Source organism: Pedobacter jeongneungensis (assembly GCF_000633455.1).
In the GTDB taxonomy this organism is placed as follows: Bacteria; Bacteroidota; Bacteroidia; order Sphingobacteriales; family Sphingobacteriaceae; genus Pedobacter; species Pedobacter jeongneungensis_A.
This window is the reverse complement of record NZ_AYMG01000006.1, coordinates 221,005-245,225: the sequence shown is the minus strand read 5'-3', so window position 1 is coordinate 245,225 and position 24,221 is coordinate 221,005. Positions and strand designations below refer to the sequence as shown.

The window sequence follows — 24,221 nt, the reverse complement described above, 5'->3', positions numbered from 1 at the left end:
ATTTTAACATTTATTTTTATTCATAATTTATTTTATTGGTCATTCTACAATCTTAGCATAAATAGATAGCTTTTGAGCATCCCGAATTACAATTAAGGTACTAAAAGGGTTTAGTAAAGTAACTTTTTACTTGATGTTTAAAATTTATTTTGAGGAAAGCCTTAAAATCTTTCTTATAACATATTGTCATCTAAAAAAAGCAGGATACTACAGGATGCACGTTAAAAATATACTATTTACATTCGGCATGAATCAATTAATGGCTGCCACCCGGCCGCCGTTAAGATCCGCTAACCAATTACGCATGATGAGCCTCTTTTTTTTCAATATTCTGGTATTGATGATGTTTTTTGTGGGTCAGTATATCTGGCGCGAATACCTGTTTCACATGATTAACAAATGAATATGAACCTCAAAAGATATACTTTGTTTTGCCTTTTAAGTGGATCAACACTTTGCTGTTTGGCGCAACAAAAAAATGTACCAGTTCCTTCTGATCAAAAATCGGTTAAACTCTTTTTTGAGAAATCATATTTACAACTCGATCGCAGTTATTACAGTACCGGTGAAGATATTTGGTTTAGTGCCTATCTGGTAAATGGAAAGAGCAGCAGTTTAACAGCTACAAGCAATAGTTTATATGTGGAGTTGCTTTCGCCCAAATCAGAAATTCTGGATAGGAAGATGATCAGGTTAGATGCCGGGCTTGGTAAGGGAGATTTTAAACTGAAAGATTCTATCCCTTCTGGTTGGTACGCCATAAGGGCATACACCAATTGGATGCGGAACTTTGGTGATGATTTTGTGTTTCAGAAAAGGATCCACATCAGCAATAATATTATCGAAAATGCTTCTTATTTTACCCGAAATCCGGGAAATAAATCAGATGCTGCTAACCTGAAAAAATCAATTGCTTTTTTTCCTGAAGGAGGTTCGCTGGTTGAAGGATTAACCAGTATTGTTGCTTTTAAAACCAATGATGATGCCGGAAACGGTATAAAGGCTACAGGCAGTGTTATTTCATCTAAAGGAGATACTGTAACCACTTTTCAAAGTACCGAAGCAGGTATGGGCATTTTTGCCTTTGCGCCAAAAGCCAGCGAAAAGTATAGGGTTGAAGGATTTTATGGCAAAGAAAAGTTTTCTTCTGAAATGCCCGAAATCCTTAAAAAAGGACTTTCATTACACGTTACCACCGATTCTTTAAACATCAGGGCAACCATTAGCGCCAACGAATCAATGTTTAGCGAATTGAAAGACAAATCGATTTCGTTGGTAATTAAACATGCAGGTGATCTAATTTATTCGGGATCGATCAAACTGAGTAAAGCTACTTCATCGGTATCTGTCTCAAAAAAAGGTTTTCCTAATGGTATTTCGATCATTACTTTACTTGATGATGCAAACAGGCCAAATTGTGAGCGATTGGTTTACATACAGAACGAAAATAAAGTCAACTTATCCATCATAACTGGTAAAAACAGTTATAAACCGCGCGAAAAAGTGGTCCTTCAGCTAAAAGCGACTGATTTTCTTGGTCAGCCTGCTAAAACTTCATTTTCACTGGCTGCGGTTGATGGGCTTGTACCGGATGATGGAAATGACATCGTTTCTTACTTCATGCTGCAATCGGAAGTTAAGGGAGAAATTAAAAATGCAGCGCAGTATTTCGATGTTAAAAATCCATCACGTTTAAAACAGCTCGATCTGTTGTTACTTACCCAGGGCTGGAGAGATTATATCTGGAGAAAACTGGCCGATTCTGCCATAAAAATCAGTTATCTGCCTGAGCCGGGTATTACGATAAAGGGCCTGGTACGAGAAAAATTGGCCAATAAAGCACTTCCAGATATGAACATCACGTTATTTGGAAGCAATTTTAAAGGGAATAAACTGTATACCACAAAAACAGATCAGGATGGGCACTATTTTTTGGATGGATTAAACTGGAATGGTAATCAGGCTATAAAAATTTCATCGAAAGATGATAAAGGGAAAAAAGGTGGTTGGTTACAGATCGATACACTGATCAAACCCTTAAATCTATCGCCGCTAAAAATAATTGATGCCGGGATTCCGAATACATTAAACGCTGAAATTGGAAAACGGATGGATTACAACCGTAAATATAAATTTGGTGATTCAATTTCCTTAAACGATATCGAAATCAAGGCCAATGCCAGTAAAAGATTAACCTTGTTTAATGAGAGTTTGTCAACCTTTGGTTATCCGGATCAGGTTTTTAACATTACTGCAGCAGATTATTCTTACAAAGGGCTGGAACATTTTTTATTAACCAAGGCCAATGGTGCACAAACTATCGATGATTTGGATAGCACAGGCGGCGAAGGTGTTGCTTTTCTATCGAATGGGAAAAAAGTGAGGCCGCGTATTTTAATCAATAACCGGGAAGATCTTTTCGAGCGCCTGGATTATTATAGTTTAACCATGGATCAGATCAATCAGGTTACCGTGCGGCATTTGGTTAATAATGAAGCTAAAGATGTATATGTCATCAGCCTTAATTTAAAAGATGAGGCCTTGCGCGGATCAAATTTAGATTTACTCAACATTAATTTAAACGGTTACTATACGGCCAGAACGTTTTATTCTCCTAATTATGCTAGTCCGGCAAGCCAGAATAAAGATTTACGCACAACTATCTTTTGGTCACCGTCTATCAAAACCAACGAAAAAGGAGAAGCCACCATCATTTATTTTAATGGTGATAATAAAGCCGATATTTTGATCAAAGCCGACGGGATTACCGATAAAGGTATAGCAGTATCAGCCAAAGCAACATATAAAGTTCAATAACTATGAATAATCAATATTCTTTAACAATCCGGGTAAATAAGTGATGAAGGTTAAAACCATAATGATTTCATGCTTCATCCTCAGCATATTTTTTTCCGCTCAGCTTTTTGCCCAAAGGCAAATGGAAAAGTTAGACCGTGGCCTGATTGCGATAAGGCAAAATAGTGATTCTGTTTATATAGGCTGGCGAATGTTGGGTACCGACCCTGACGATATTGCTTTTAACTTATACCGTAAAACGGGAAATGGCGAAGCGGTAAAACTCAACCAAGATCCCATTACCAAGAGCACCAATTTTGTAGATGCAGGGGTTAAATTTGATTTTGCCAACAGTTATTTTGTTAAACCCATTTTAAAGAACCACGAACTAGAAGCCAGTAAATCTTTTACTTTGGTTGCCAAGTCGCCAGTTCAGCAATACTTAACTATTCCTTTAAAAACACCTGCGGGTTACTCGCCTAATGATGCTTCTGTTGGGGATTTGGACGGAGATGGCGAATATGAAATTATATTGCACCAAACAGGACGTGGCAGGGATAATTCATCTAATGGAATTACCGATCCACCAATTTTTCAGGCTTATAAACTGGATGGAACTTTTTTGTGGGAGATTAACCTGGGGAAAAATATCCGTGAGGGAGCACATTATACCCAATTTATGGTTTATGATCTGGATGGTGATGGCATAGCCGAAATGGTGTGCAAAACTGCCGATGGAACGATAGATGGCAAAGGAAAGGTAATTGGCGATTCGACTAAAGATTGGCGTAACCAGAACGGTAAAATATTAAATGGTCCTGAATTTTTAACCGTATTCAGCGGTAAAACGGGCGAGGCTTTGGCTACTACCGAATATATTCCTGGCCGTGGCGATATTGGTGGATGGGGTGGCAAAGGAGGGAATGGAAAAAACGACAATACGGGCAACCGTGTAGATCGCTTTAATGCCTGCGTGGCTTATTTAGATGGCATTCATCCAAGCGTGGTGATGTGCAGGGGCTACTATGGCAGAACAGTTTTGGCCGCCTGGGACTGGCGCCATGGCAAATTAACCTCTCGGTGGGTATTTGATAGCAAAGATGCCAAAAACCCATTTTCAGGACAGGGAAATCATAACCTCACGGTGACCGACGTAGATGGCGACGGGAAAGATGAAATTATTTACGGTTCGATGTGTGTGGATGATAACGGAAAGGGATTGTACAGTACAGGCTTAAGACACGGCGATGCGATTCACGTTTCGGATCTTGATCCTGAACGCCCCGGATTAGAAGTTTTTGGTGTACACGAAATAGAAGAAGGGACAAAAGGCCCTGGTGTTGCGGTTTATGATGCAAAAACGGGCGAAATCTTATGGAAAGGTTCGCAAGATGAGGATGTTGGCAGGGGAGTGGCCGATAATATTGATAATACCCGTTTTGGTGCACAGATGTGGTGGTCAGGATCGAATGGATTATATGATATCAAAGGTAATAGGATCGGCAATCAGCCACGGTCGACTAATTTTTTGATTTATTGGGACGGCGATTTATCGAGGGAGCTTTTAGATGGTAACCACATCGATAAGTACAATGGAGGGCGGCTTTTTACAGCTGAAGGATCAGTGTCGAATAATGGAACCAAATCTACCCCTGTTTTAAGTGCCGATATTTTTGGCGATTGGCGCGAAGAACTGATCTTAAGATCTTATGATAACCAAAGTTTAAGGATTTATACCACAACCATACCGACCGAATACCGCAATTATACCTTAATGCACGATCCACAATACCGTTTAAGTATTGCCTGGCAAAATGATGGCTATAACCAGCCACCGCATACCGGTTTTTACTTTGGTTTTGGCATGAAGAAAGCCCCCAAACCGCACATTGTACTGGTAGAACAAAAAAAATAAACGAATCCGATCAACATAGCATGAATTACAACAGATTATATATCCTCTCTTTCATCTTTTTGTTCTGTTGCCACATGGCGTTTTCACAAGCGCTAAAAGAACAGGCTAGGGTAATTACCCCTTTCGATCAGGATTGGGCCTTTAATTTTGGTGATGCCCAGGGTGCAGAAAAAGTCGATTTCAACCAGAGTGAATGGAGAAAACTGAATGTCCCGCACGATTGGAGCATCGAAGGGATTTACGATAAAACAAATTTAACGGCACGCGGTGGGGGATATTTACCTTCAGACATCGGTTGGTACCGCAAAATATTCAATCTTGATGAAAGCTTTGCTAAAAAGAAAGTAACGATCGAATTTGATGGTGTGATGGCCAATAGTGAGGTATGGATCAATGGATTTTATTTGGGCAAACGTCCTTACGGTTATATCAGTTTTACTTACGACTTGAGCAAACATTTAAATTTTGGCAAAGGCAAAATAAATGTAATTGCGGTAAAGGCAGATAATACCGTACAGCCCGCTTCACGTTATTATACCGGAGCCGGAATTTACAGGCATGTGCGCCTCGTGGCAACAGAAGTTGTACACATTGCCGATTGGGGTGTTTACATCACCACGCCAGATGTTACCGCTCAAAAAGCTACGGTAAAGGTAAAAACAAACGTATTCAACGAATCTGGTCAAAGTGCACAGGTTACAGTAGAAACATCAGTTTTAGATCCTGCGGGAAAAATTGTTAAAACTGCGCAGAGCAAACAAAACATTGCTGCTGGGAAAAACAGTGCTATAGATCAGGATCTTGTAGTAACCAACCCAAAACTTTGGAATCTCGAAACACCCGAACTATATCGAACCTTAACCAAAGTAACACTAAACGGAAAGGTGATTGATGATCAGTTGAATACTTTTGGAATCAGGGCTTTTAAATTTGATGCCGCAACTGGTTTCTGGTTAAATGGCAAAAACTTTAAGCTAAAGGGAGCATGTTTGCACCACGATGGCGGTGCTGTTGGTGCAGCAGTGCCTTTAAGTGTGTGGAAATTCCGTTTAGAACGACTGAGAGAAGTAGGAGTAAATGCCATTAGAACGGCGCATAATCCTGTTGCACCTGAGTTTCTGGATCTATGCGACCAGATGGGCTTTTTAGTGATGGATGAAACTTTTGATACCTGGAATTCGGCCAAAAATAATGGTGAAAAAGGCTACAACAGATTTTTTACCGAATGGTGGGAGCGCGATACGCGGGATATGGTGATGCGAGACCGTAATCATCCATCAATTGTAATTTATAGTGTTGGAAACGAAATTCACGACGATTTAAACAGCCCTGAAGGATTTAAAAAATATAAAGATCAGCAAGACCTTGTTCATCAGCTCGACCCGAGCCGTCCGGTAACCATGGCCCTTTTCCGTCCGGCCAATTCGAAGGTTTACACCAACGGCTTTGCTGAAACCATGGATGTTGTTGGGCAGAATTATCGTGAAAACGAATTGGTAGCCCTGCATAATCAGAAACCAAACTTAAAAGTAATCGGTACAGAGAATACGCATGTCATTCAGCAATATTTGGCACTTCGCGATAATCCTTTTATGGCAGGCCAGTTTCTGTGGACCGGTTTCGACTATCTTGGAGAAGCCGATTGGCCACAGATTACCAACGGACAGGGTTTGTTCGACAGGATTGGAAGCTGGAAACAGCAAAGTTTGCAGCGTCAGAGCTGGTGGTCGGATAAACCTGTGGTGCACATTGTGCGTAAAGAAGATAATGCTGGGGCAGGGGCCTGGATCAACAACTGGACACCCACCGATTTTGATACCTATGATGATGCAAAAGTTGCCGTTTATAGCAATTGCGAAGAAGTTGAACTTTTTTTAAATGGTAAATCGTTGGGTAGCAAACCCAAGCCAGCTGATGATTCGCCTCGTTTGTGGGATGTAACTTTCGAAAAAGGGAGCATTAAAGCGGTTGGTAAAAATAAAGGTAAAGTTGTTTCATCAGAAGAACTCAAAACCTCAGGACTTCCAGCTAAAATTGTATTATCGGTTGATAAAAGCAAGATTAGTAACAGTTGGGATGATGTGGCTTTTGTGACCGCAAAAATTTACGATGCAAACGGAAATATATGTCCAAATGCTGATCAGTTAATCAAATTTTCCATTTCTGGGAGCGGAATTATCGACGCTGTTGATAATGGGAATATAACAAGTCACGAAATGTACAAAGCTACGCAGCGACATGCTTATCAGGGTGTTTGTATGGCCAATATTAAAGGTAGTGCGGTTGGAAACATTGAAGTTAAAGCATCAGCAGATGGACTAGATGGTGCATCCGTAAAATTAGAAGTGATCAATAAATAATGTTGGTTTTCGAAACTGTGTAATAAATATAGAGTTGTCATCCTGAGCCTGTCGAAGGACTTTTTTTAAATATGCTTTAAGGTGTTTCGACTACTTGTCCCGATTCTTCGGGAAGCTCAACATGACAATATCTGAAGATAAATTGCTTAAGGATGCAGCATAATAGATAGAAAATAATCAACATTGATAATAAGAAGATAATGAAATTAACACCCATAAAACTACTTACCGCAGTAACCATCATCTTTTTGGCTTCAGCATTTATAAAGGCCAATAAACCTGCATTACATACCATTGGCGATTCTACTGTCCGTAATTCGAATAAAGAAACTTGGGGTTGGGGAACACCGATTGCTTCGTTGTTCGATACGACCAAAATCCATGTAGAGAATAATGCTATGGCCGGGAGAAGTACGAGAACTTTTCTATCGGAGGGCAGATGGGATAAAGTGCTGGAGACATTAAAACCCGGAGATTTTGTTACCATGCAATTCGGTCACAATGATGGAAGTGCTCCCGATACTACAAAAGCAGGAAGAAGGGGTGTTTTGAAAGGAACTGGAGAGGAAACCAAAGTGTTAACCTGGCCAGATGGGAAAGTAGAAACTGTACATACCTACGGCTGGTACATCCGCAAATTTGTGCGCGAAACCAAAGCAAAAGGCGCTACGCCAATTGTACTATCGATGATCCCCAGAAATATTTTTAAAGATGGTAAAGTGATTCGAGCCAATAACGATTTCGGGAAATGGGCCGCAGATGTCGCCAAAGAAGAAAACGCCTATTTCGTTGACCTGAATAAAATTACTGCCGATAAATACGACGTGCTAGGGCCAGATAAAGTAAAACTCTATTTTCCAGGCGACCATACCCATACCAATCTGGAAGGTGCAAAAGTTAACGCCGCATCTGTTGTAGAAGGCATTAAAGAATTAAAAGATTGTAATTTGAAAAAATATTTAAAAGACTAGAAGTCGGAGGTCCGAAAGTCCGATGTCAGAAGACCAAAGGCAATATAAATCTGTGTAATCCAATAACCTGTGTAATCATCCCGAAGGCTGTAATCCAATAATCTGTGTAATCACTCTAATAACAATGAAATCAACCAAATCATACCTGCATCTTATTCTCTTAACCACGTTCATTATCTTTTCTTCCTGCATTATTTTAAAACAGCAAGATAAACCCACTTTATTCCTCATTGGCGATTCTACTGTTAAAAACGGAAAAGGCAAAGGCGATGGCTCTTTATGGGGCTGGGGAAGTTTTATCGGTAATTTATTCAATACGGAGAAAATCAATGTCGAAAATGACGCACTTGGTGGCACGAGCAGCCGTACTTTCCAAACCAATGGACTTTGGGATGCGGTTTTGGCTAAAGTAAAAAAAGGAGATTTCGTGATGATGCAGTTTGGCCATAACGACGGCAGTGCATTAGACGATACTGCCCGTGCCCGTGGTACCATAAAAGGCATCGGAACAGAAAGCAGAGAGATTTATAATCCGATCAGGAAAAAGCAAGAGGTGGTGTATACTTATGGCTGGTACCTGCGTAAATTCATTAATGACATCAAAGCTAAAGGTGCAACGCCGATTGTTTGCTCACCAATTCCACGCAATCCGGTTAAAGATGATGCGGTAGTTTTAGCCAACGATAGTTATGCAGGTTGGGCCGAAGAAGTGGCAAAAGCTGAAAAAGTTGACTTTGTTCCATTAAATAAAATCATTAAAGATAAATATACTGCTTTAAGTGCGACTGTAGTAAAGACTTATTTTACCGAGAAAGACCACACCCATACTAACGAAGCAGGAGCCAGGTTAAATGCAGCTGCGGTAGTTGAGGGCTTAAAAACATTAAAAAACAATAAACTAAATAACTACCTGAAATAAGTCGGAAGGCAGGATACTACAGGATGCTTACCTGCGATTATTGTCTTATTTTAACAGCCTAACCAAATACCCGCGGTGATAAACCGTTCCATTTTATGCAGATACAGGCTAACCGAATTTTTAAAGTACTGATAGGCGTTGCTTTTATATTTTTAAGCATCATGCAAACACATGCTCAAAGCATTTCGCTTGCGGGCAAATGGCGTTTCAAAATTGATGCAAGGGATGAAGGCATAAAAGGAAAATGGTATTCAAGCGTTCTTCCCGAATCCATTAACCTGCCGGGATCGATGGCCGAAAATTTAAAGGGCGACGATATCACCTTAAAAACAAAATGGACTGGAAGTATTTACGATAGCTCGTACTTTTTTCATCCACGCTTAGAAAAATACCGTAAACCTGGTAACCTGAAAATACCTTTCTGGTTAACCCCGGCTAAACATTATACTGGTGCTGCCTGGTATCAGAAAGATATCGTAATCCCAGCCAATTGGAAGGGTAAAAGGATGGTGTTATCTTTAGAATACCCTCATTCAGAAACAAGGGTTTGGATAGATGATATCGAAATTGGAACCCAGTTTACTTTTGTAGTGGCCCAAAATTTTGAACTACCCGCAAATTTAAAAGCAGGAAAACATACGATAACCTTATTAATCGACAACCGCATCAAAGCAATTAACGTAGGGCAAGATTCGCATAGTTTAACCGATCATACCCAGGGCAACTGGAACGGTGTGGTTGGTAAAATGGAGGTAATTGCCGGTTCGCCTGTTTATTTTGAAGATATCCAGATTTATCCAGATCTAAAAAATAAGTCTGCGAAGGTTAAAATTCAGCTTAAAGCGAACGCCGATCAATCTTCCACAGGAAAAATTACGCTTTCTGCCGGCAGTTTCAATACTAAAAATATCCTGCAGGTAAAACCTGTAACAGCTGTTTATCAGATCACAAATGGCGAAGGTACCCTGGAAATCAATTTGCCAATGGGCGATAAAATGGCCACCTGGGATGAGTTCGATCCGGCATTGTACCGTTTAACTGCCACCCTAATTTCGAAAGACGGCAAAAAAGACGAGAAAAAAGTACAGTTCGGCATGCGCGAGTTTAAAGCAGTAGGCAGAACTTTTGAAATCAATGGCCGTCCGGTATTTTTACGAGGAACGGTTAATAATTGCGAATTTCCGTTAACGGGTTATCCATCAATGGATGTTGCCGCATGGCTGCGCATTTTTAAAATCTCGAAAGCCCATGGATTAAACCACATGCGTTTTCACTCCTGGTGCCCGCCAGAAGCGGCATTTATCGCCGCAGATCAGATCGGGTTTTACCTGCAGCCTGAGGGGCCAAGCTGGGCCAACCACGGTTCATCTATTGGAGATGGAAAACCAATTGATCAGTTTATTTACGACGAAACCAACCGCATGACCAAAAATTATGGCAATTATGCCTCTTTTTGCATGATGGCCTATGGAAATGAACCACGGGGAAAACAAGTAGAATACCTGACCAAATTCAATAATTACTGGAAAGCTAAAGATTCGAGAAGATTGTACACTGGCGCATCTGTTGGCGGCAGCTGGCCGGTGATTCCGAATAATGAATTTATGGTGCGTGCAGGCGCGAGGGGTTTAGATTGGGGTAGAAAGCCAGAAAGTATTTCAACCTATGCCAAACAGATTGAGCAGTTTACGGTACCTTTTGTGGCCCATGAAATGGGACAGTATTGCGCTTTCCCTAATTTCGATGAAATCAAAAAATACACAGGTGTTTACCGTGCAAAGAACTTCGAGATGTTTCAGGAAGATCTTAAAGACCATGATATGGCCGAGCAGGGACATGATTTTTTAATGGCTTCGGGCAAATTACAGGCTCTTTGTTATAAAAATGAAATCGAAAAAGCATTGCGGACGCCGAATTACAATGGCTACCAGCTTTTATCCTTAAATGATTATCCAGGCCAGGGCACGGCACTTGTTGGCGTATTGGATGCCTTTTGGGATGAAAAAGGTTATATCACCGCCAAAGAATTCAAGCGTTTTTCTAACAGCACTGTACCCTTGTTAAAAGTTTCGAAGTTTGTTTTTACCAATACCGAAACCCTGGCAGCTTCGGTAGAAGTAGCTAATTTTGGAAAAGCACCAATCGAAAATGCAAAACTCTCCTGGACACTCAAAGATGAGAGCGGCGTAAATGTGGCTAAGGGTAATTTCAGTCCTAAAACCTTAGCCGTTACCAATTGTATTGCTGTCGGGGAGATTAAATTTCCTTTAAATAGCATAGCAAAAGCAACCAAACTGAAATTAGAAGTCACCATTGATGGAACTGAATTTGCCAACGATTGGAGTTTCTGGGTTTATCCTGCTCAATTGCCAGCAATTAAAACCAATGTGTACTACTGCACCAGTTTAGATGATAAAGCCCAGGCGGTTTTGGCCAATGGAGGCAATGTTTTCCTCAATGCATCAGGCAAAGTGGTAAAAGGAAAAGAAGTAGTACAGACATTTTTGCCTGTTTTTTGGAATACTTCCTGGTTTAAAATGCGTCCGCCACATACTTTGGGGATTTTATGCGATCCAAAACACGCTGCTTTTACCAATTTCCCTACTGATTTTCATAGCGATATGCAGTGGTGGGAGATCGTAAACAAATCGCAGGTAATGAACCTCGAAGATTTTCCATCTGGATTTAAACCCATTATCCAACCAATCGATACCTGGTTTTTAAACCGTCGTTTGGCATTAGTTTTTGAGGCAAAAGTAGGTAAGGGGAAATTAGTGGTTTCGAGTGCCAATCTCTCTCCCGATTTAAAAGATACTCCAGCAGCACAACAACTTTATTTCAGTTTGCAGCAATACATGATGTCTGCTCAGTTTAATCCAAAATATGAAGTGGCTTTTAATACCGTGAAAGATATCTTCGAAAGTCCGTCGAAAATTCAGTTCGATACTTTTACAAAAGATAGTCCGGATGAGTTAAAAGTAAAGCCTAAATCCAATTAATTAAGATAAGCGAAATACCACCATGAAGAAATTTATATTCAGCTCCGCGCTATTAATCGGCATATCTACCCAGCTGCTTTTTGCCCAGAAAATCCCCAATAAAAAGGAGGTTTTAAAAGTGTTGAAATCTACAAACGCTTATTTCATGAATAAGTGGCCTGATGCCGGGAAATCAATCATAACGAACAAAGAAAGACCGAGTAACATCTGGACGAGGGCTGTTTACTACGAAGGATTAATGAATCTTTATAAAATCAACCCTGAAAAAGCATATTATGATTATGCCGTTCAATGGGGTGAAAAACATAACTGGGGTTTAAGAAATGGCATTACTACCAAAAATGCTGATGATCAGGCCTGTGGGCAGACCTATATCGATCTTTACCTGATTGATAAACAGCCTGAACGCATTAAAGATATTAAAGCCTCGATTGATTTGGTGATCAAATCGGGCAAGGTAAACGATTGGACATGGATCGATGCAATACAAATGGGGATGCCTGTTTTTGCCAGGCTCGGTAAATTATATAACGATACTACCTATTACAATTATATGTACAAAATGTACTTACACTCCAAAAATACTGAAGGTGGTGGTTTGTACAACGCCAAAGATGGTCTTTGGTGGCGCGATAAAGATTTTGTGCCGCCTTACAAAGAACCAAATGGCGAAGATTGTTATTGGGCCAGAGGGAACGGATGGGTGCTTGCCGCCTTGGTACGCGTGTTGGAAATTATCCCTGAAAATGAACCTCACCGCAACGAATATTTAAAAACCTATCACGAAATGATCAAAGCTTTAGTGCCAATTCAGCGTGCTGATGGTTTCTGGAATGTAAGTTTACATGACGATATGCATTTTGGTGGTAAAGAAACTTCGGGCACTGCTTTGTTTGTATATGGTATGGCCTGGGGCGTAAATCAGGGTATTTTAGATAAAGCTACTTATCTGCCGATTATTACCAAAGCCTGGAATGCCATGACCAAAGATGCTGTTCAAAAAAATGGTTTTATTGGATATATGCAAGGAACAGGGAAAGAACCAAAAGACGGACAGCCGGTAAGTTATACCAGTGTTCCCGATTTTGAAGATTATGGTTTAGGTTGTTTTTTATTGGCAGGAACCGAAGTGTATAAGCTTAAAAAATAATTAATATGAATTTCAGAAATTTAGGCGCATTATTGGTGTTAATGTTGTTTTTTATGCCCAAACAAAATATGGCACAAAAAGCGGGTATCTCTGTTTCTGAAGTTAACAGTACTTTATCTTTCCCTATTGTTGATGGTGGAAAATCATCTCCAATTTATATCGATGAAAAGGATGCTAAAGTAGTGGGAATCGCTGCCGAAGCCTTTAAAGATGACATTCATTTATTAACAGGGCTAACTGCTCCGGTTTTTAAAAACAATCCGGCCTTAAGCACTTATCCAATCATTATCGGTACGCTTGGTCAGTCGTTTTATATCGATCAATTTGCCAAAGCTGGCAGAATAGATCGCGCTACTTTATCCGGTAAATGGGAAACTTTTTCGGTTTCAGTAATCGAAAATCCGGTAAAAGGCGTAAAAAGAGCTTTGGTTATTGCTGGTAGTGATAGGAGGGGAACAGCTTATGGTGTTTTTCAACTGTCAAGGATGCTTGGCGTATCGCCACTTTCTTGGTGGGCGGATGTGAAACCTGCAACTAAAAAATCGTTATATGTAAAAGCTGGTCAGCCTTTGGTAGAATCGCCATCGGTTAAATACCGTGGTATTTTTATCAATGATGAAGATTGGGGCATCCAACCCTGGGCCGCGAAAATGATGGATACCGATGTAAAAGATATCGGCCCAAAAACATACACCAGGATATTCGAATTGCTACTTAGGTTAAAAGCCAACTACATCTGGCCGGGTATGCACCCTTCAACCAAAGCATTTTATTATTATGCCAATAATCCGGTAATGGCCGATAAATATGCCATTGTTTTGGGTTCCAGCCATTGCGAGCCCATGCTGCGGAACAATGTTTTCGAATGGGCGGAGAATTTTGAACACGAATATGGTAAAAAACCAGGTGAGTGGCGTTACGATCTGAATAAAAATGAAATTGCAAATTATTGGACCGACCGGGTAAAACAGGCAAGAAATTATGAATCGGTTTATACTGTTGGGATGCGCGGTATTCATGATGGCAGTATGCCAGGGCCAAAGGATAAAAATGCAAAGGTAAAACTGTTGGGGGAGGTGATTGCCGATCAAAGAACGATTTTGAGTAAAAACATTACGAAGCCCGTAAGTTCTATTCCACAGATTTTTTGTCCTTATAAAGAGGTACTTTCATTATATCAGGCTGGTTTAAAACTGCCTGATGATGTGACCATTGTTTGGGCCGATGACAATCATGGTTATATCCGTCAGCTTTCTAATCCTGAAGAACAGAAACGATCGGGAGGAAGCGGCGTATATTACCACATCTCTTATTGGGGTGCCCCGCAAGATTATCTTTGGCTTTCTTCCATTTCTCCATCTTTAATTTCTTATGAATTAACTAAAGCCTATCAGTACAAAGCCGACCGCCTTTGGGTGATAAATGTGGGCGATATTAAACCTGCTGAGATGGAAACACAGTTTGCAATGGACCTGGCCTGGAATGTAAACCAATGGAAGCCAGAAAATGCCGGTCAATATGCCAAAAGCTGGGCTGCAGAAACCTTTGGCGCTGAGTTTGCAAAACCAATCGCCGAAATAAAAGCAGTCTATTATCGCTTGGCGCAGGCTGCCAAACCAGAACACATGGCCAGTGTTAATTTCACTGATGAGCAGGCAGAAGAACGTTTGGTTGCTTACGAAAAGATTTACAATCAGGCTAAAAGTTTAAGTGATCAGATCCCGGCAAGATTAAAAGATGCTTATTTCGAATTGATTTTGTATCCTGTTGAAGGTGCAATGTTAGTGAACCAAAAGATTTTATATGCCCAAAAAAGTTTGACTTTAGCGGCAAACGGAGACCAATCAGCTTTAACTTATTCTAAAAAATCTAAGGATGCTTTTGAACAGATCCAGTTGATTACCAAAAAATACAATGAAGAAATTGCTGGCGGCAAGTGGAACGGAATGATGAGCTGGAAACCACGCGATTTAGCCGTTTTTAAAATGCCTGAAGTGGCCGATGCAGTGGCAGAGAAACAATCTGTCCCTGCAGAGAAAGCTGAAAGTAAAATAATTATTCAGGCGGCTAAATATGGAGAGAAATCGGTTCCAAAAGGTGTGTCATTACAAACACTAAAAGGATTGGGCTTAGGCGGAGATGGTATTTCTGTGTACCCTTTTACTTTTAAACCTGTTAACGAAAATGAGTTGCAAAAAGCGGCATATACCGTTTACAATCTGGATTTTAAAACGCAGGGCGAGCACCAGATCGAAGTGAAATGCCTGCCTACGCAAGGTGTTAATAACGGGATAAATGTACGTTATGCCATTTCGGTAAATAACGATACACCACAGATTATAAACATTTCTCCTGCTTCAGAAAATAATATCTGGAAACAGAATGTACTGCAAGGTTACGCTTCGGGTTTAACCAAACACCAGGTAAATAAAACAGGTAAATCGACTGTCAAAATCTATATGCTCGATCCGGGCTTAGTAATTAACCAGTTGGAAATACAATAAATATGATGAAGAAACTTTTGGCTTTTGCGCTAACCTTAATTTTTATATTTTCTATTGCCAGGGCACAAAGTATTGGCGATTATAAATCTGGTTTTAAGAAAACAGGCAACATCATTTCATTTTCAACCACAAGGGGAGATGTGAAATTCGAATTCTGTACTCCAGAAATATTCAGGATCAGAACCAGCTGGAACGGTAATTTCGAAGCCAACGAAAACCTGATGGTGATCAATTACAATTGGGCCAATGTTGCGGTTAAAGTTTCGGATAAGAAGGATCATTTTTTGCTCAGCACTTCAAAATTGGTGGTTAAATTGTACAAAGCCCCGTTCAAAATTGATGTTTTTGATGCCAAAGGTAAACTGTTAAGCAGCGAAATTAATAGTGCATTAGCTAAAGAAAATACAAAGGTAGGCGTAACAAAAAAAATGCAGGCAGATGAACATTTCTTTGGCTTTGGCGAGCGCATGGACTTTATGGACCGCCGCTTTAAAAAAGTAACCTTAAACGTTGGCCGGGGTAAAGGTTTACCGCATGCCATTGGTGCTTACAATATACTCGAGGCCAATTATTGTCCTGTTCCATTTTTTATGAGTACAAAAGGATATGGTATTTTCTTCCATAATTCTTTTGCTACCGAATGGGATATGGGGGCTTCGAAAAAAGATCAATACAGTTTTAAGGCCGCCGATGGCGAATTGGATTATTATTTCATGTATGGGCCAACTTTCCCTGCCATTTTGGATCATTATACCAGTATTACAGGCAAATCGCCTATGTTACCACAGTTTGCCCTGGGTTTGCACGCAGGTACATATAGTGGTGGTACATGGGGCTATGAGGCGCAAACTTCTGACCATTATGTAGTTGAACTGGCAAAAAAATACAGGTCATTTGGTATTCCCGTTGATCTGCTCTGGTTAGACTCAACCTGGCGCTTATTTGGCGAAAACGGAGGTAAAGGTGCCACTTCTTTCGAATGGAGAGAAACCTTTAAAGATCCAAAATCGATGTTCGATAGCATTTACGCCATGAATTATAAAATGGTGGGGCTGCATCTCCGTCCGAGGTTCGATACTGCCAAAAAATTAAACTTATTAGATCAGGCCAGGGAAAAAGGATATACTTATCCCGAAAATGGCAAACCCGGTGAATTTGTTAACTTTTTTGATGAAAAAGCAACACAATGGTGGTGGGATAATGGCGTAATGCGTGTAGCCAAATTGGGTGCTAAATTCCTCAAAACAGATGAGGGAAGTGCTTTCGGTTCATTGGCCAACGAAAGTGAAAAAGTAGGTCCTACCGGGAAAGAAGCAGAACGTTTACATAATCTATTTCCTATCGCTTATGCCAAAGCACCATTTTTAGAATTCGAAAAGTTTAACGGTTTTAGAGGCTTGAACCAAACCCGTGAAGGTTATTCTGGTATCCAACGTTACCCTTATATTTTTGCAGGCGACTGGCCCAGCGAATGGCAATATTTTGCTCCGGTAATTAAGGCTGGCTTAAATGTGGGCTTATCGGGCGTAGGCTCATGGGCGCATTGCATGGGTGGCTTTGAACATCAGGCCGATCCAGAGCTGTATATCCGTTGGGTGCAGTTCGGTATGTTCAGTCCGATTGCACTGGTATTTGGAATGGATCACCCAGGTTATAAAGAACCCTGGAAATATGGTGAAGATGCTTTGCGCAATTTCAAAAAATACGATCTTTTGCGTTACCGTTTATTCCCCTATCTATACACGAGCATGCACCAGCAATATGAAACCGGTTTGCCGATGATGAGGGCTTTGGTACTGAACCATCAGGATGACGAAAATGTGTACGAAATTGGCGATCAGTATATGTTTGGCGACAATTTAATGGTTGCCCCGGTAACCACTAAAGGTGCCATTACGCGTTCTGTTTACCTACCAGAGGGTACCTGGTTTAACTATTGGACAAACGAAAAATATGAAGGTAAAAGTTATCATCATGTGGTGGCACCGTTGGATACGATTCCCTTATTTGTTAAGGCAGGTAGCTTTATCCCAATGCAGCCAGAAATGGCATACAGTGGCGAAAAACCTGTTGATGTGATCACACTCGATGTTTTCCCTTATGGCGAATCTAAATACGATCTGTATGAAGATGATAATTTAAGCTCGGCTTATAAAAGTGGAAGCTTTGCATTAACCAAAATCACTTCTTCGTTAACAGGATCTAATTTTACACTGAAAGTGGCAAAGCCGATTGGAAGTTTTAAACCGGGTAAGCATAAATATTTGGCAAAAATACATTGGACAGGAAAAGCAGATCCAACAACAGTGTCGGAGAATGGGCAAAAACTAAAATCTTTAAAAACACCAGATCGATTGGATAAAACCGAAGGCTGGTTTTACGATACAAAAAATAAAATACTCTGGATTAAATCAGCCGGAGATAACAGCGCTGATTTGAATATTGTAGTAAATTAATGGGTGGCTCGTAGGGGACGCGAACCACGGCGATACGCTTTGTCATTCTGAACGCAGTGAAGAATCTCTAAGGAGAATACAGATTTAGGTTAACTCCCTTAACCAAAAGGTAGACGAAGAACTCAGTTTGGGGGCCAATGGCTTAGAGATTCTTCGTGCCTCAGAATGACAGATTACAGTTAGTACCTCAGTCTGTTTTCCCACAGACCGAACTGAACGATTTCAGCTTGGGTATAAATAATCATTAGTGTTTCGTGGGGACACGAACCACAGGAGAAAATAATACAGGTTTTAATTCGATTAAAACCCTTAAAAAATAAAATTGATCACATGAAAATTGCATTTAAGATGAAACTTAAACCCGGTTTTGAAACAGAATACAAAAAGCGCCATGATGAGATCTGGCCAGAGCTATCCACTTTGCTAAAAGAAAACGGGATCAGCGATTATTCCATCTTTCTGGATGAAGAAACGAATACACTATTTGCCGTACAGCAGCAAAATGGAAACTCGTCTCAAGATTTGGGCAGCACCCGGATTGTGCAGAAATGGTGGGCATACATGGCCGATATTATGGAAACCAATGCCGATCATTCTCCAAAAACTTTCCCATTAGAAATGGTATTCCATTTAGATTAAAAAAATATGCAATTACATAGATTCTTTTCTGTTCTGCTGCTTAGCACATTGATTTTTAGCATAGCTAATGCGCAAAAGCCTGTAAATACAGGAAGTTGGCCTGTTATCGAAAAACAAATGAAACCCTGGACCCGTTGGTGGTGGATGGGAAATGCTGTTGACGAACAGAACTTGAACCTTGTTTTGAAAAAATATGCCGATGCTGGCCTCGGTGGGGTAGAAATTACCCCAATTTATGGCGCTAAGGGTTTTGAAAAACAGTACCTCCGGTTTTTATCGCCAGAGTGGATGAATGTATTACACTATACGGTAAATAAAGCCAATACTTTAGGCTTAGGGGTAGATATGAATACCGGAACAGGATGGCCATTTGGCGGTCCGCAGATTAAGGCCGAAAATGCAGCAACCAAACTGATTATCCAACAATATAAACTCAAAGCAGGAGAGCCATTAACCGAAACCATTAAAGTTAAAGAAGCCAAACAGGATTTCGCACAATTACAGGCTTTAACCGCTTATGGGGCAAATGGCGAGGTACTCGATCTGCTTCCAAAAGTTCAGGCTGATGGATCTTTAAATTGGTCGCCAGGTAGTGGGAGCTGGGATATTTATGCTGCATTTGCTGGTAAAACAAGGCAAATGGTTAAACGTGCAGCACCGGGTGGAGAAGGATTTACATTAGATCACCTTGATAAAAATGCCGTAGATGTTTACCTGAAAAGATTTTCAGATGCGTTTAAGGGTAAACCGCAAGGAATACGCTCGTTTTTTAACGATAGTTACGAAGTTTATGGCGCAACCTGGACACCTACTTTCTTTCAGGAATTTAAGAAAAACAGAGGTTACGATTTGGCAAGCCACATTAAAGAATTAACAGGCAAAGATTCTACAGGCGAAAATATTGCCCGTTTAAAATCTGATTATCGGGAAACCATGGATGAACTTTTGCTCCATAACTTTACACAAAACTGGACCAATTGGGCACATCAGCTTAAATCGGTTACCAAAAACCAATCGCATGGATCGCCGGGCAACTTGCTTGATCTTTATGGCGCAGTAGATATTCCTGAAACCGAAACCTTTGGCTCAAGTTATTTTGCTATTCCAGGACTTCGTCGCGATGCAGGAGATATCCGTAATGTAGATCCGGATCCGATAATGAGTAAATTTGCCTCCTCTGCAGCACATACCGGAGGTAAAAAGCTGGCTTCTTCTGAAACATTTACCTGGCTGACAGAACATTTTAAAACCTCGTTTTCGCAATGTAAACCAGAAGCCGAACAACTTTTTTTAGCAGGTATCAACCATATCTTTTATCACGGTACAACCAATTCGCCGGCAAATGTGCCCTGGCCAGGGTGGCTGTTTTACGCTTCGGTAGAAATGAACCCGAACAATAGTTTATGGCCTCAGGCACAAGGATTGAACAATTATATTGCCCGTTGCCAGTCTATTCTCCAATCAGGAAAGCCAGACAATGAACTTTTAATCTATTGGCCAATTTATGATGTGTGGAACAAGGCCAAAGGTTTAGATATGGCTTTAAAAGTACATGATGTTGATGAATGGCTACATCCAACGGCTTTTTATAAATTATCAAAAGAACTTTCCAAATCGGGTTATTCATTTGATTTTGCTTCTGATCGGTTATTAAAGCAATCAACGGTTAACAAAGCATTAATCAGTACCAATGCAGCAGCTGCACCCTATCAGGTGTTAATTGTTCCGCAATGCGAAATGATGAGCCCGGAAACTCTTGAAAAGATCATTCAAATGGCTAGTAACGGGGCAAAGGTGATTTTTCAGGCATTACCAAAAGATGTTCCAGGTTTAAATAATCTGGAAGCACGCCGTACACAGTTAAAGGCGACTTTGGCCAAATTGATTTTTACGGATGGTGCAGAGGGTATTAAACAATTTAAAATCGGTTCAGGAGTAATTTTACTAAGCAACGATGTGCAAAAAGCATTAAATTCGGTAAACATTAATAGAGAAGCACTAACAGATTCAGGTCTGCAGTTCATCAGAAGGAAAACAGATGCTGGCAAATACTATTATCTGGTAAATCATACCGCTAAAGATATTGATGCTGAACTTGCTTTAAACGAAGAAGGACAGGTTTTAATTATGGATCCGCAAAACTCAGCTGTTGGTGTAGCCGCAGTAAAGGATAAAAAAGTACGTGTACAGCTTAAATCGGGCGAGAGTTTGTTTTTAAAGGTTGATCGGAATGGAACAACCAAAACGCCTTGGGTTTATTTAAACAAAGCTGCCAAATCGATTAATCTCAACCAACCCTGGAATTTACATTTTACCGAGGGTGGACCTGAGCTTCCTGCAGATCAGAAATTAGATAAATTGGTAAGCTGGACAACTTTGAGCGATCCTAAACTACAGGCCTTTTCTGGTACTGGCATTTATTCCTCAAACTTTAACTTAAGTTCAAAATCAGCCAAAGAATATGTTTTAAATCTGAACCAGGTGAATGAAAGCGCCAGAGTATGGATCAATGGACAGGAAGTGGGTATTTTATGGAGTATCCCATTTCAGGCCCGTGTAGGTAAATATTTGAAAGCAGGCAATAATACCATCAAAATTGAAGTGGTAAACCTAATGGCCAACCGCATCCGCGATATGGATCTGAAAAAAATACAATGGCGAAATTACCACGAAATCAACTTTGTAAATATTAATTATAAGGATTTTGATGCCTCGAACTGGAGTGTAATGCCTTCAGGATTAATTGGCCCGGTTACCATTACGCCTTATAATTAAATTTTTACCCGGCTGTTGTCATCCTCACGCATGTGGGGATCTTCAAGCTTTTACCCAATAGTATGCATTACGGTTCCCAATCTAATTTTGGAATAACTACCCTTCAAATTTTGCTTGTATCGGCAAAACCACGCCATATATTTATAGCAATAACTATATCTATTTTCTCAAAATGTGTATTAGTAATCAGTCGAAAAATATTTAATGAATTAATTTTAACCTCCATTAATCGATTTAGTATGCATTGGGCTTCTGTTTTGTATTCATGGTAATATTTTATAAGAAAAAGACAGGATAGTACAGGATGGGAATTTTGTACCACCTATTTATATTTAAGAAATAATTCACTAACCAAATAACTATTAAACCAATTCCCACAAACGTTTCGTTAAACTAACGCTATGCAATAAAAATCTACGTTTTTTCTCCACTCTTTTCTAACCAAACCAGCAACTGATTTCTATTGTTATCGCAGTTTAGCTAATGGGCGTTCGCACCCAATAAAATTGCTATGAGTAAAATTTTACCCAAACTTTTAATCGTCTTTTTGACAGTTATTTTTTTCCTGAGCAGTTGCCGGAAAAAAGAATTCGATGATTTTTATGGTCGCCCGGAGAATTTGGGAGATCCAATCTACCAGCAACTTCAGGCAAAAGGTAATTTCGTCAGGTTTCTGGATTGTATTGATAAAGCCGGTTACAAAGAAACGTTAAGCACAGCAGGCTCGTGGACGGTTTTTGCACCAACCGATGAAGCCTTTACCGCTTATTTAAAAGACAATAACCTGACGGAAGTTTCAGCAGATCTGGCTTCCAAAATAGTTCGTTATGCCATGATCTACGATGGAGAGAAGGTAGAGCGTTTGAGCGATTTTTTCTCTGTTAAGGGATTTATCAAAAACAGTGCCTTTAGACGAAGAAGCGTTTACTACGATTTTGTTTATGATGGAAAGGATAATAATGGAAACGCAATTAAGGTAATTGCAGCAAACCGTAACGGTTCTTATCTCGCAACCGATTTCAACAATAAGAATATTACCTATTTTTTATCGCCTTACATGACATTTAATGGTCTGTCGGCTGCCGATTATAATTTCTTCTATCCAAATACTGCTTACAATGGCAACAATATAGGTGCAGCACGATTAATTGATGGACAACAGAATATTGTAGCCGAAAATGGCGTCATCCATATAATCGACAGGGTATTAACCCCGCCTCAAAGTATCGATCAGTACATTAACGAAAAGCCTGATTATAGTATTTTTAAAGGCTTATTGGATAAGTTTGTTACTTATTCTTTAAATACCGACATCTCTCACCGTTATGAGGTGCTGAGCGGCAAGGCAGCCAATGTTTATGCAAAAACCTACAGCACTTTACTGGCTTTCTCGCCAAACAATGAAAATTATTTAAAAGTAGACGCAAATGATGCGCAACAGGGTTCGTATAGCATTTTTGCACCTACCAATGCTGCCGTAAATGCTTATGCACAAAATGTATTGCTTAAATATTGGAAGAAAAAGGGCGTAAACAACCTGAACGACCTCTATGTAGTGGCACCCGATGTAATTAAAGATTTTGTTAATTCACATTTGTTTACCACTACCGTTTGGCCAAGCAAGTTTGCCACTACGCCCAATGCACTAAACGATTTTACAACCCGTGTTGCAGCCGATGTGGTAGATAAACAAGCCCTGAGCAATGGCTTTTTATATGGTATAAATAAGGCTCAGAATGCGAATGTATTTGCAACAGTTTATGGCAACGTAAACCTGGATCCCGATTACAGTGTGATGAAACAGGCCTTGATTTATTTCGGGTTGATTCCTGCTTTAAAAACACCAACATTGCGTTATGTGGTGGTAATGATCCCTGACGTAACGCTTAGGAGAATGGGTTTTAATTACGATCCGTTTTATGCATCGGCCCCGATCAGAGGTGATTTAGTAGCGCTGAAACGCATTTTGCAAACCCACATTATTGCTTTGGGCGATAGGGATATCCCTAACTTTAGCACGGGATCTGGAATTTTAGAAGCCTCGAACGGCGAATATGTTAAATATGCTGCCGGCAAACTGATTTCAGCAGGTACACAGGATAGTGTTGCCGTTGCCAAACAAAGTATCCCTGTCGATTCTATCAGTACCACACCTGTTAATGGTGCAGCAGTTTACGGAAAAGAGGCCCTTACCTATACCGTGCTGAACATTGGCAAACACATCGAAAAATATGGTACGCTGACTACCGATCCATACTATTACTTCTTCCAGTTGTTAAACAACAACATTATTTATACTAAAGCTACTGGTGTAATACAGGGAACCGTTGAAGGCGTAAATTATACGGTTTTTATCCCTACCAATGCAGCCATTATGCAGGCTGTAAAAGATGGTATTTTACCTGGGAACGTAACCACAGGGATACCAACTACCGCTCCAACGGATGGTTCGGATGTAACCAAAGTGAGCAAATTCCTGCTCTACCATATTATCAATAAAAATACCATTGCAAGCGATGGGCAAAAGATCGGACAGTTTGAAACCCTCATGAAAAACGATGGTGGAGATGCTGCCAAGATTACCGTTGCCATTAATACGACCACTTCTTTAATGCTTAGGGATGTAATCGGCAGAACCGCTAACGTGCTTTTAAACCCGACAGACAGGAGCAATGTATTATCAAACCGTACGGTAATCCATCAGATCAATAATTACTTAAAATATCAATTCTAAACC

Annotated in this window: 12 protein-coding genes; all 12 read left to right on the top strand. The window is 40.2% G+C overall.

Annotation, left to right across the window (positions count from 1 at the left end; all coding sequences use genetic code 11):
* Window positions 1-405 precede the first annotated feature (405 nt).
* On the top strand, window positions 406-2,817 hold the full coding sequence (locus tag U859_RS0105765; protein ID WP_162799877.1) for a hypothetical protein: 2,412 nt from the start codon (window positions 406-408) through the stop codon (window positions 2,815-2,817).
* Window positions 2,818-2,938: 121 nt separating this feature from the next.
* Entirely contained in the window at window positions 2,939-4,711 is a 1,773-nt protein-coding gene (locus U859_RS0105760) for a rhamnogalacturonan lyase (RefSeq protein WP_240183017.1), read from the top strand.
* A 20-nt stretch (window positions 4,712-4,731) separates the two neighbouring features.
* Entirely contained in the window at window positions 4,732-7,071 is a 2,340-nt protein-coding gene (locus tag U859_RS0105755) for a sugar-binding domain-containing protein (protein ID WP_037505240.1), read from the top strand.
* 200 nt (window positions 7,072-7,271) lie between these two features.
* Window positions 7,272-8,042, top strand: a complete 771-nt coding sequence (locus U859_RS0105750) for a rhamnogalacturonan acetylesterase (RefSeq protein WP_025142471.1) — start codon at window positions 7,272-7,274, stop codon at window positions 8,040-8,042.
* 124 nt (window positions 8,043-8,166) lie between these two features.
* A complete protein-coding gene (locus tag U859_RS0105745; protein WP_025142470.1) occupies window positions 8,167-8,961 on the top strand; it encodes a rhamnogalacturonan acetylesterase in 795 nt (264 codons plus the stop codon).
* A 95-nt stretch (window positions 8,962-9,056) separates the two neighbouring features.
* A complete protein-coding gene (locus tag U859_RS0105740; protein WP_025142469.1) occupies window positions 9,057-11,960 on the top strand; it encodes a sugar-binding domain-containing protein in 2,904 nt (967 codons plus the stop codon).
* A 22-nt stretch (window positions 11,961-11,982) separates the two neighbouring features.
* Window positions 11,983-13,110, top strand: a complete 1,128-nt coding sequence (locus U859_RS0105735; RefSeq protein WP_025142468.1) for a glycoside hydrolase family 88 protein — start codon at window positions 11,983-11,985, stop codon at window positions 13,108-13,110.
* 5 nt (window positions 13,111-13,115) lie between these two features.
* Window positions 13,116-15,614, top strand: coding sequence for a glycosyl hydrolase 115 family protein (locus U859_RS0105730; RefSeq protein WP_025142467.1), 2,499 nt, complete (start codon window positions 13,116-13,118; stop codon window positions 15,612-15,614).
* 2 nt (window positions 15,615-15,616) lie between these two features.
* Window positions 15,617-18,070 carry a glycoside hydrolase family 31 protein gene (locus tag U859_RS0105725; protein ID WP_025142466.1) on the top strand — a complete coding sequence of 818 codons (2,454 nt, stop codon included), beginning with the start codon at window positions 15,617-15,619 and terminating at the stop codon, window positions 18,068-18,070.
* A gap of 330 nt (window positions 18,071-18,400) precedes the next feature.
* The gene (rhaM, locus tag U859_RS0105720; protein ID WP_025142465.1) at window positions 18,401-18,709 is read left to right on the top strand and encodes an L-rhamnose mutarotase; all 309 of its coding nucleotides are present in this window, start codon (window positions 18,401-18,403) and stop codon (window positions 18,707-18,709) included.
* 6 nt (window positions 18,710-18,715) lie between these two features.
* Window positions 18,716-21,484, top strand: coding sequence for a glycosyl hydrolase (locus U859_RS0105715; RefSeq protein WP_029985497.1), 2,769 nt, complete (start codon window positions 18,716-18,718; stop codon window positions 21,482-21,484).
* Window positions 21,485-21,995: 511 nt separating this feature from the next.
* Entirely contained in the window at window positions 21,996-24,218 is a 2,223-nt protein-coding gene (locus U859_RS0105710; protein WP_025142463.1) for a fasciclin domain-containing protein, read from the top strand.
* Window positions 24,219-24,221 lie beyond the last annotated feature (3 nt).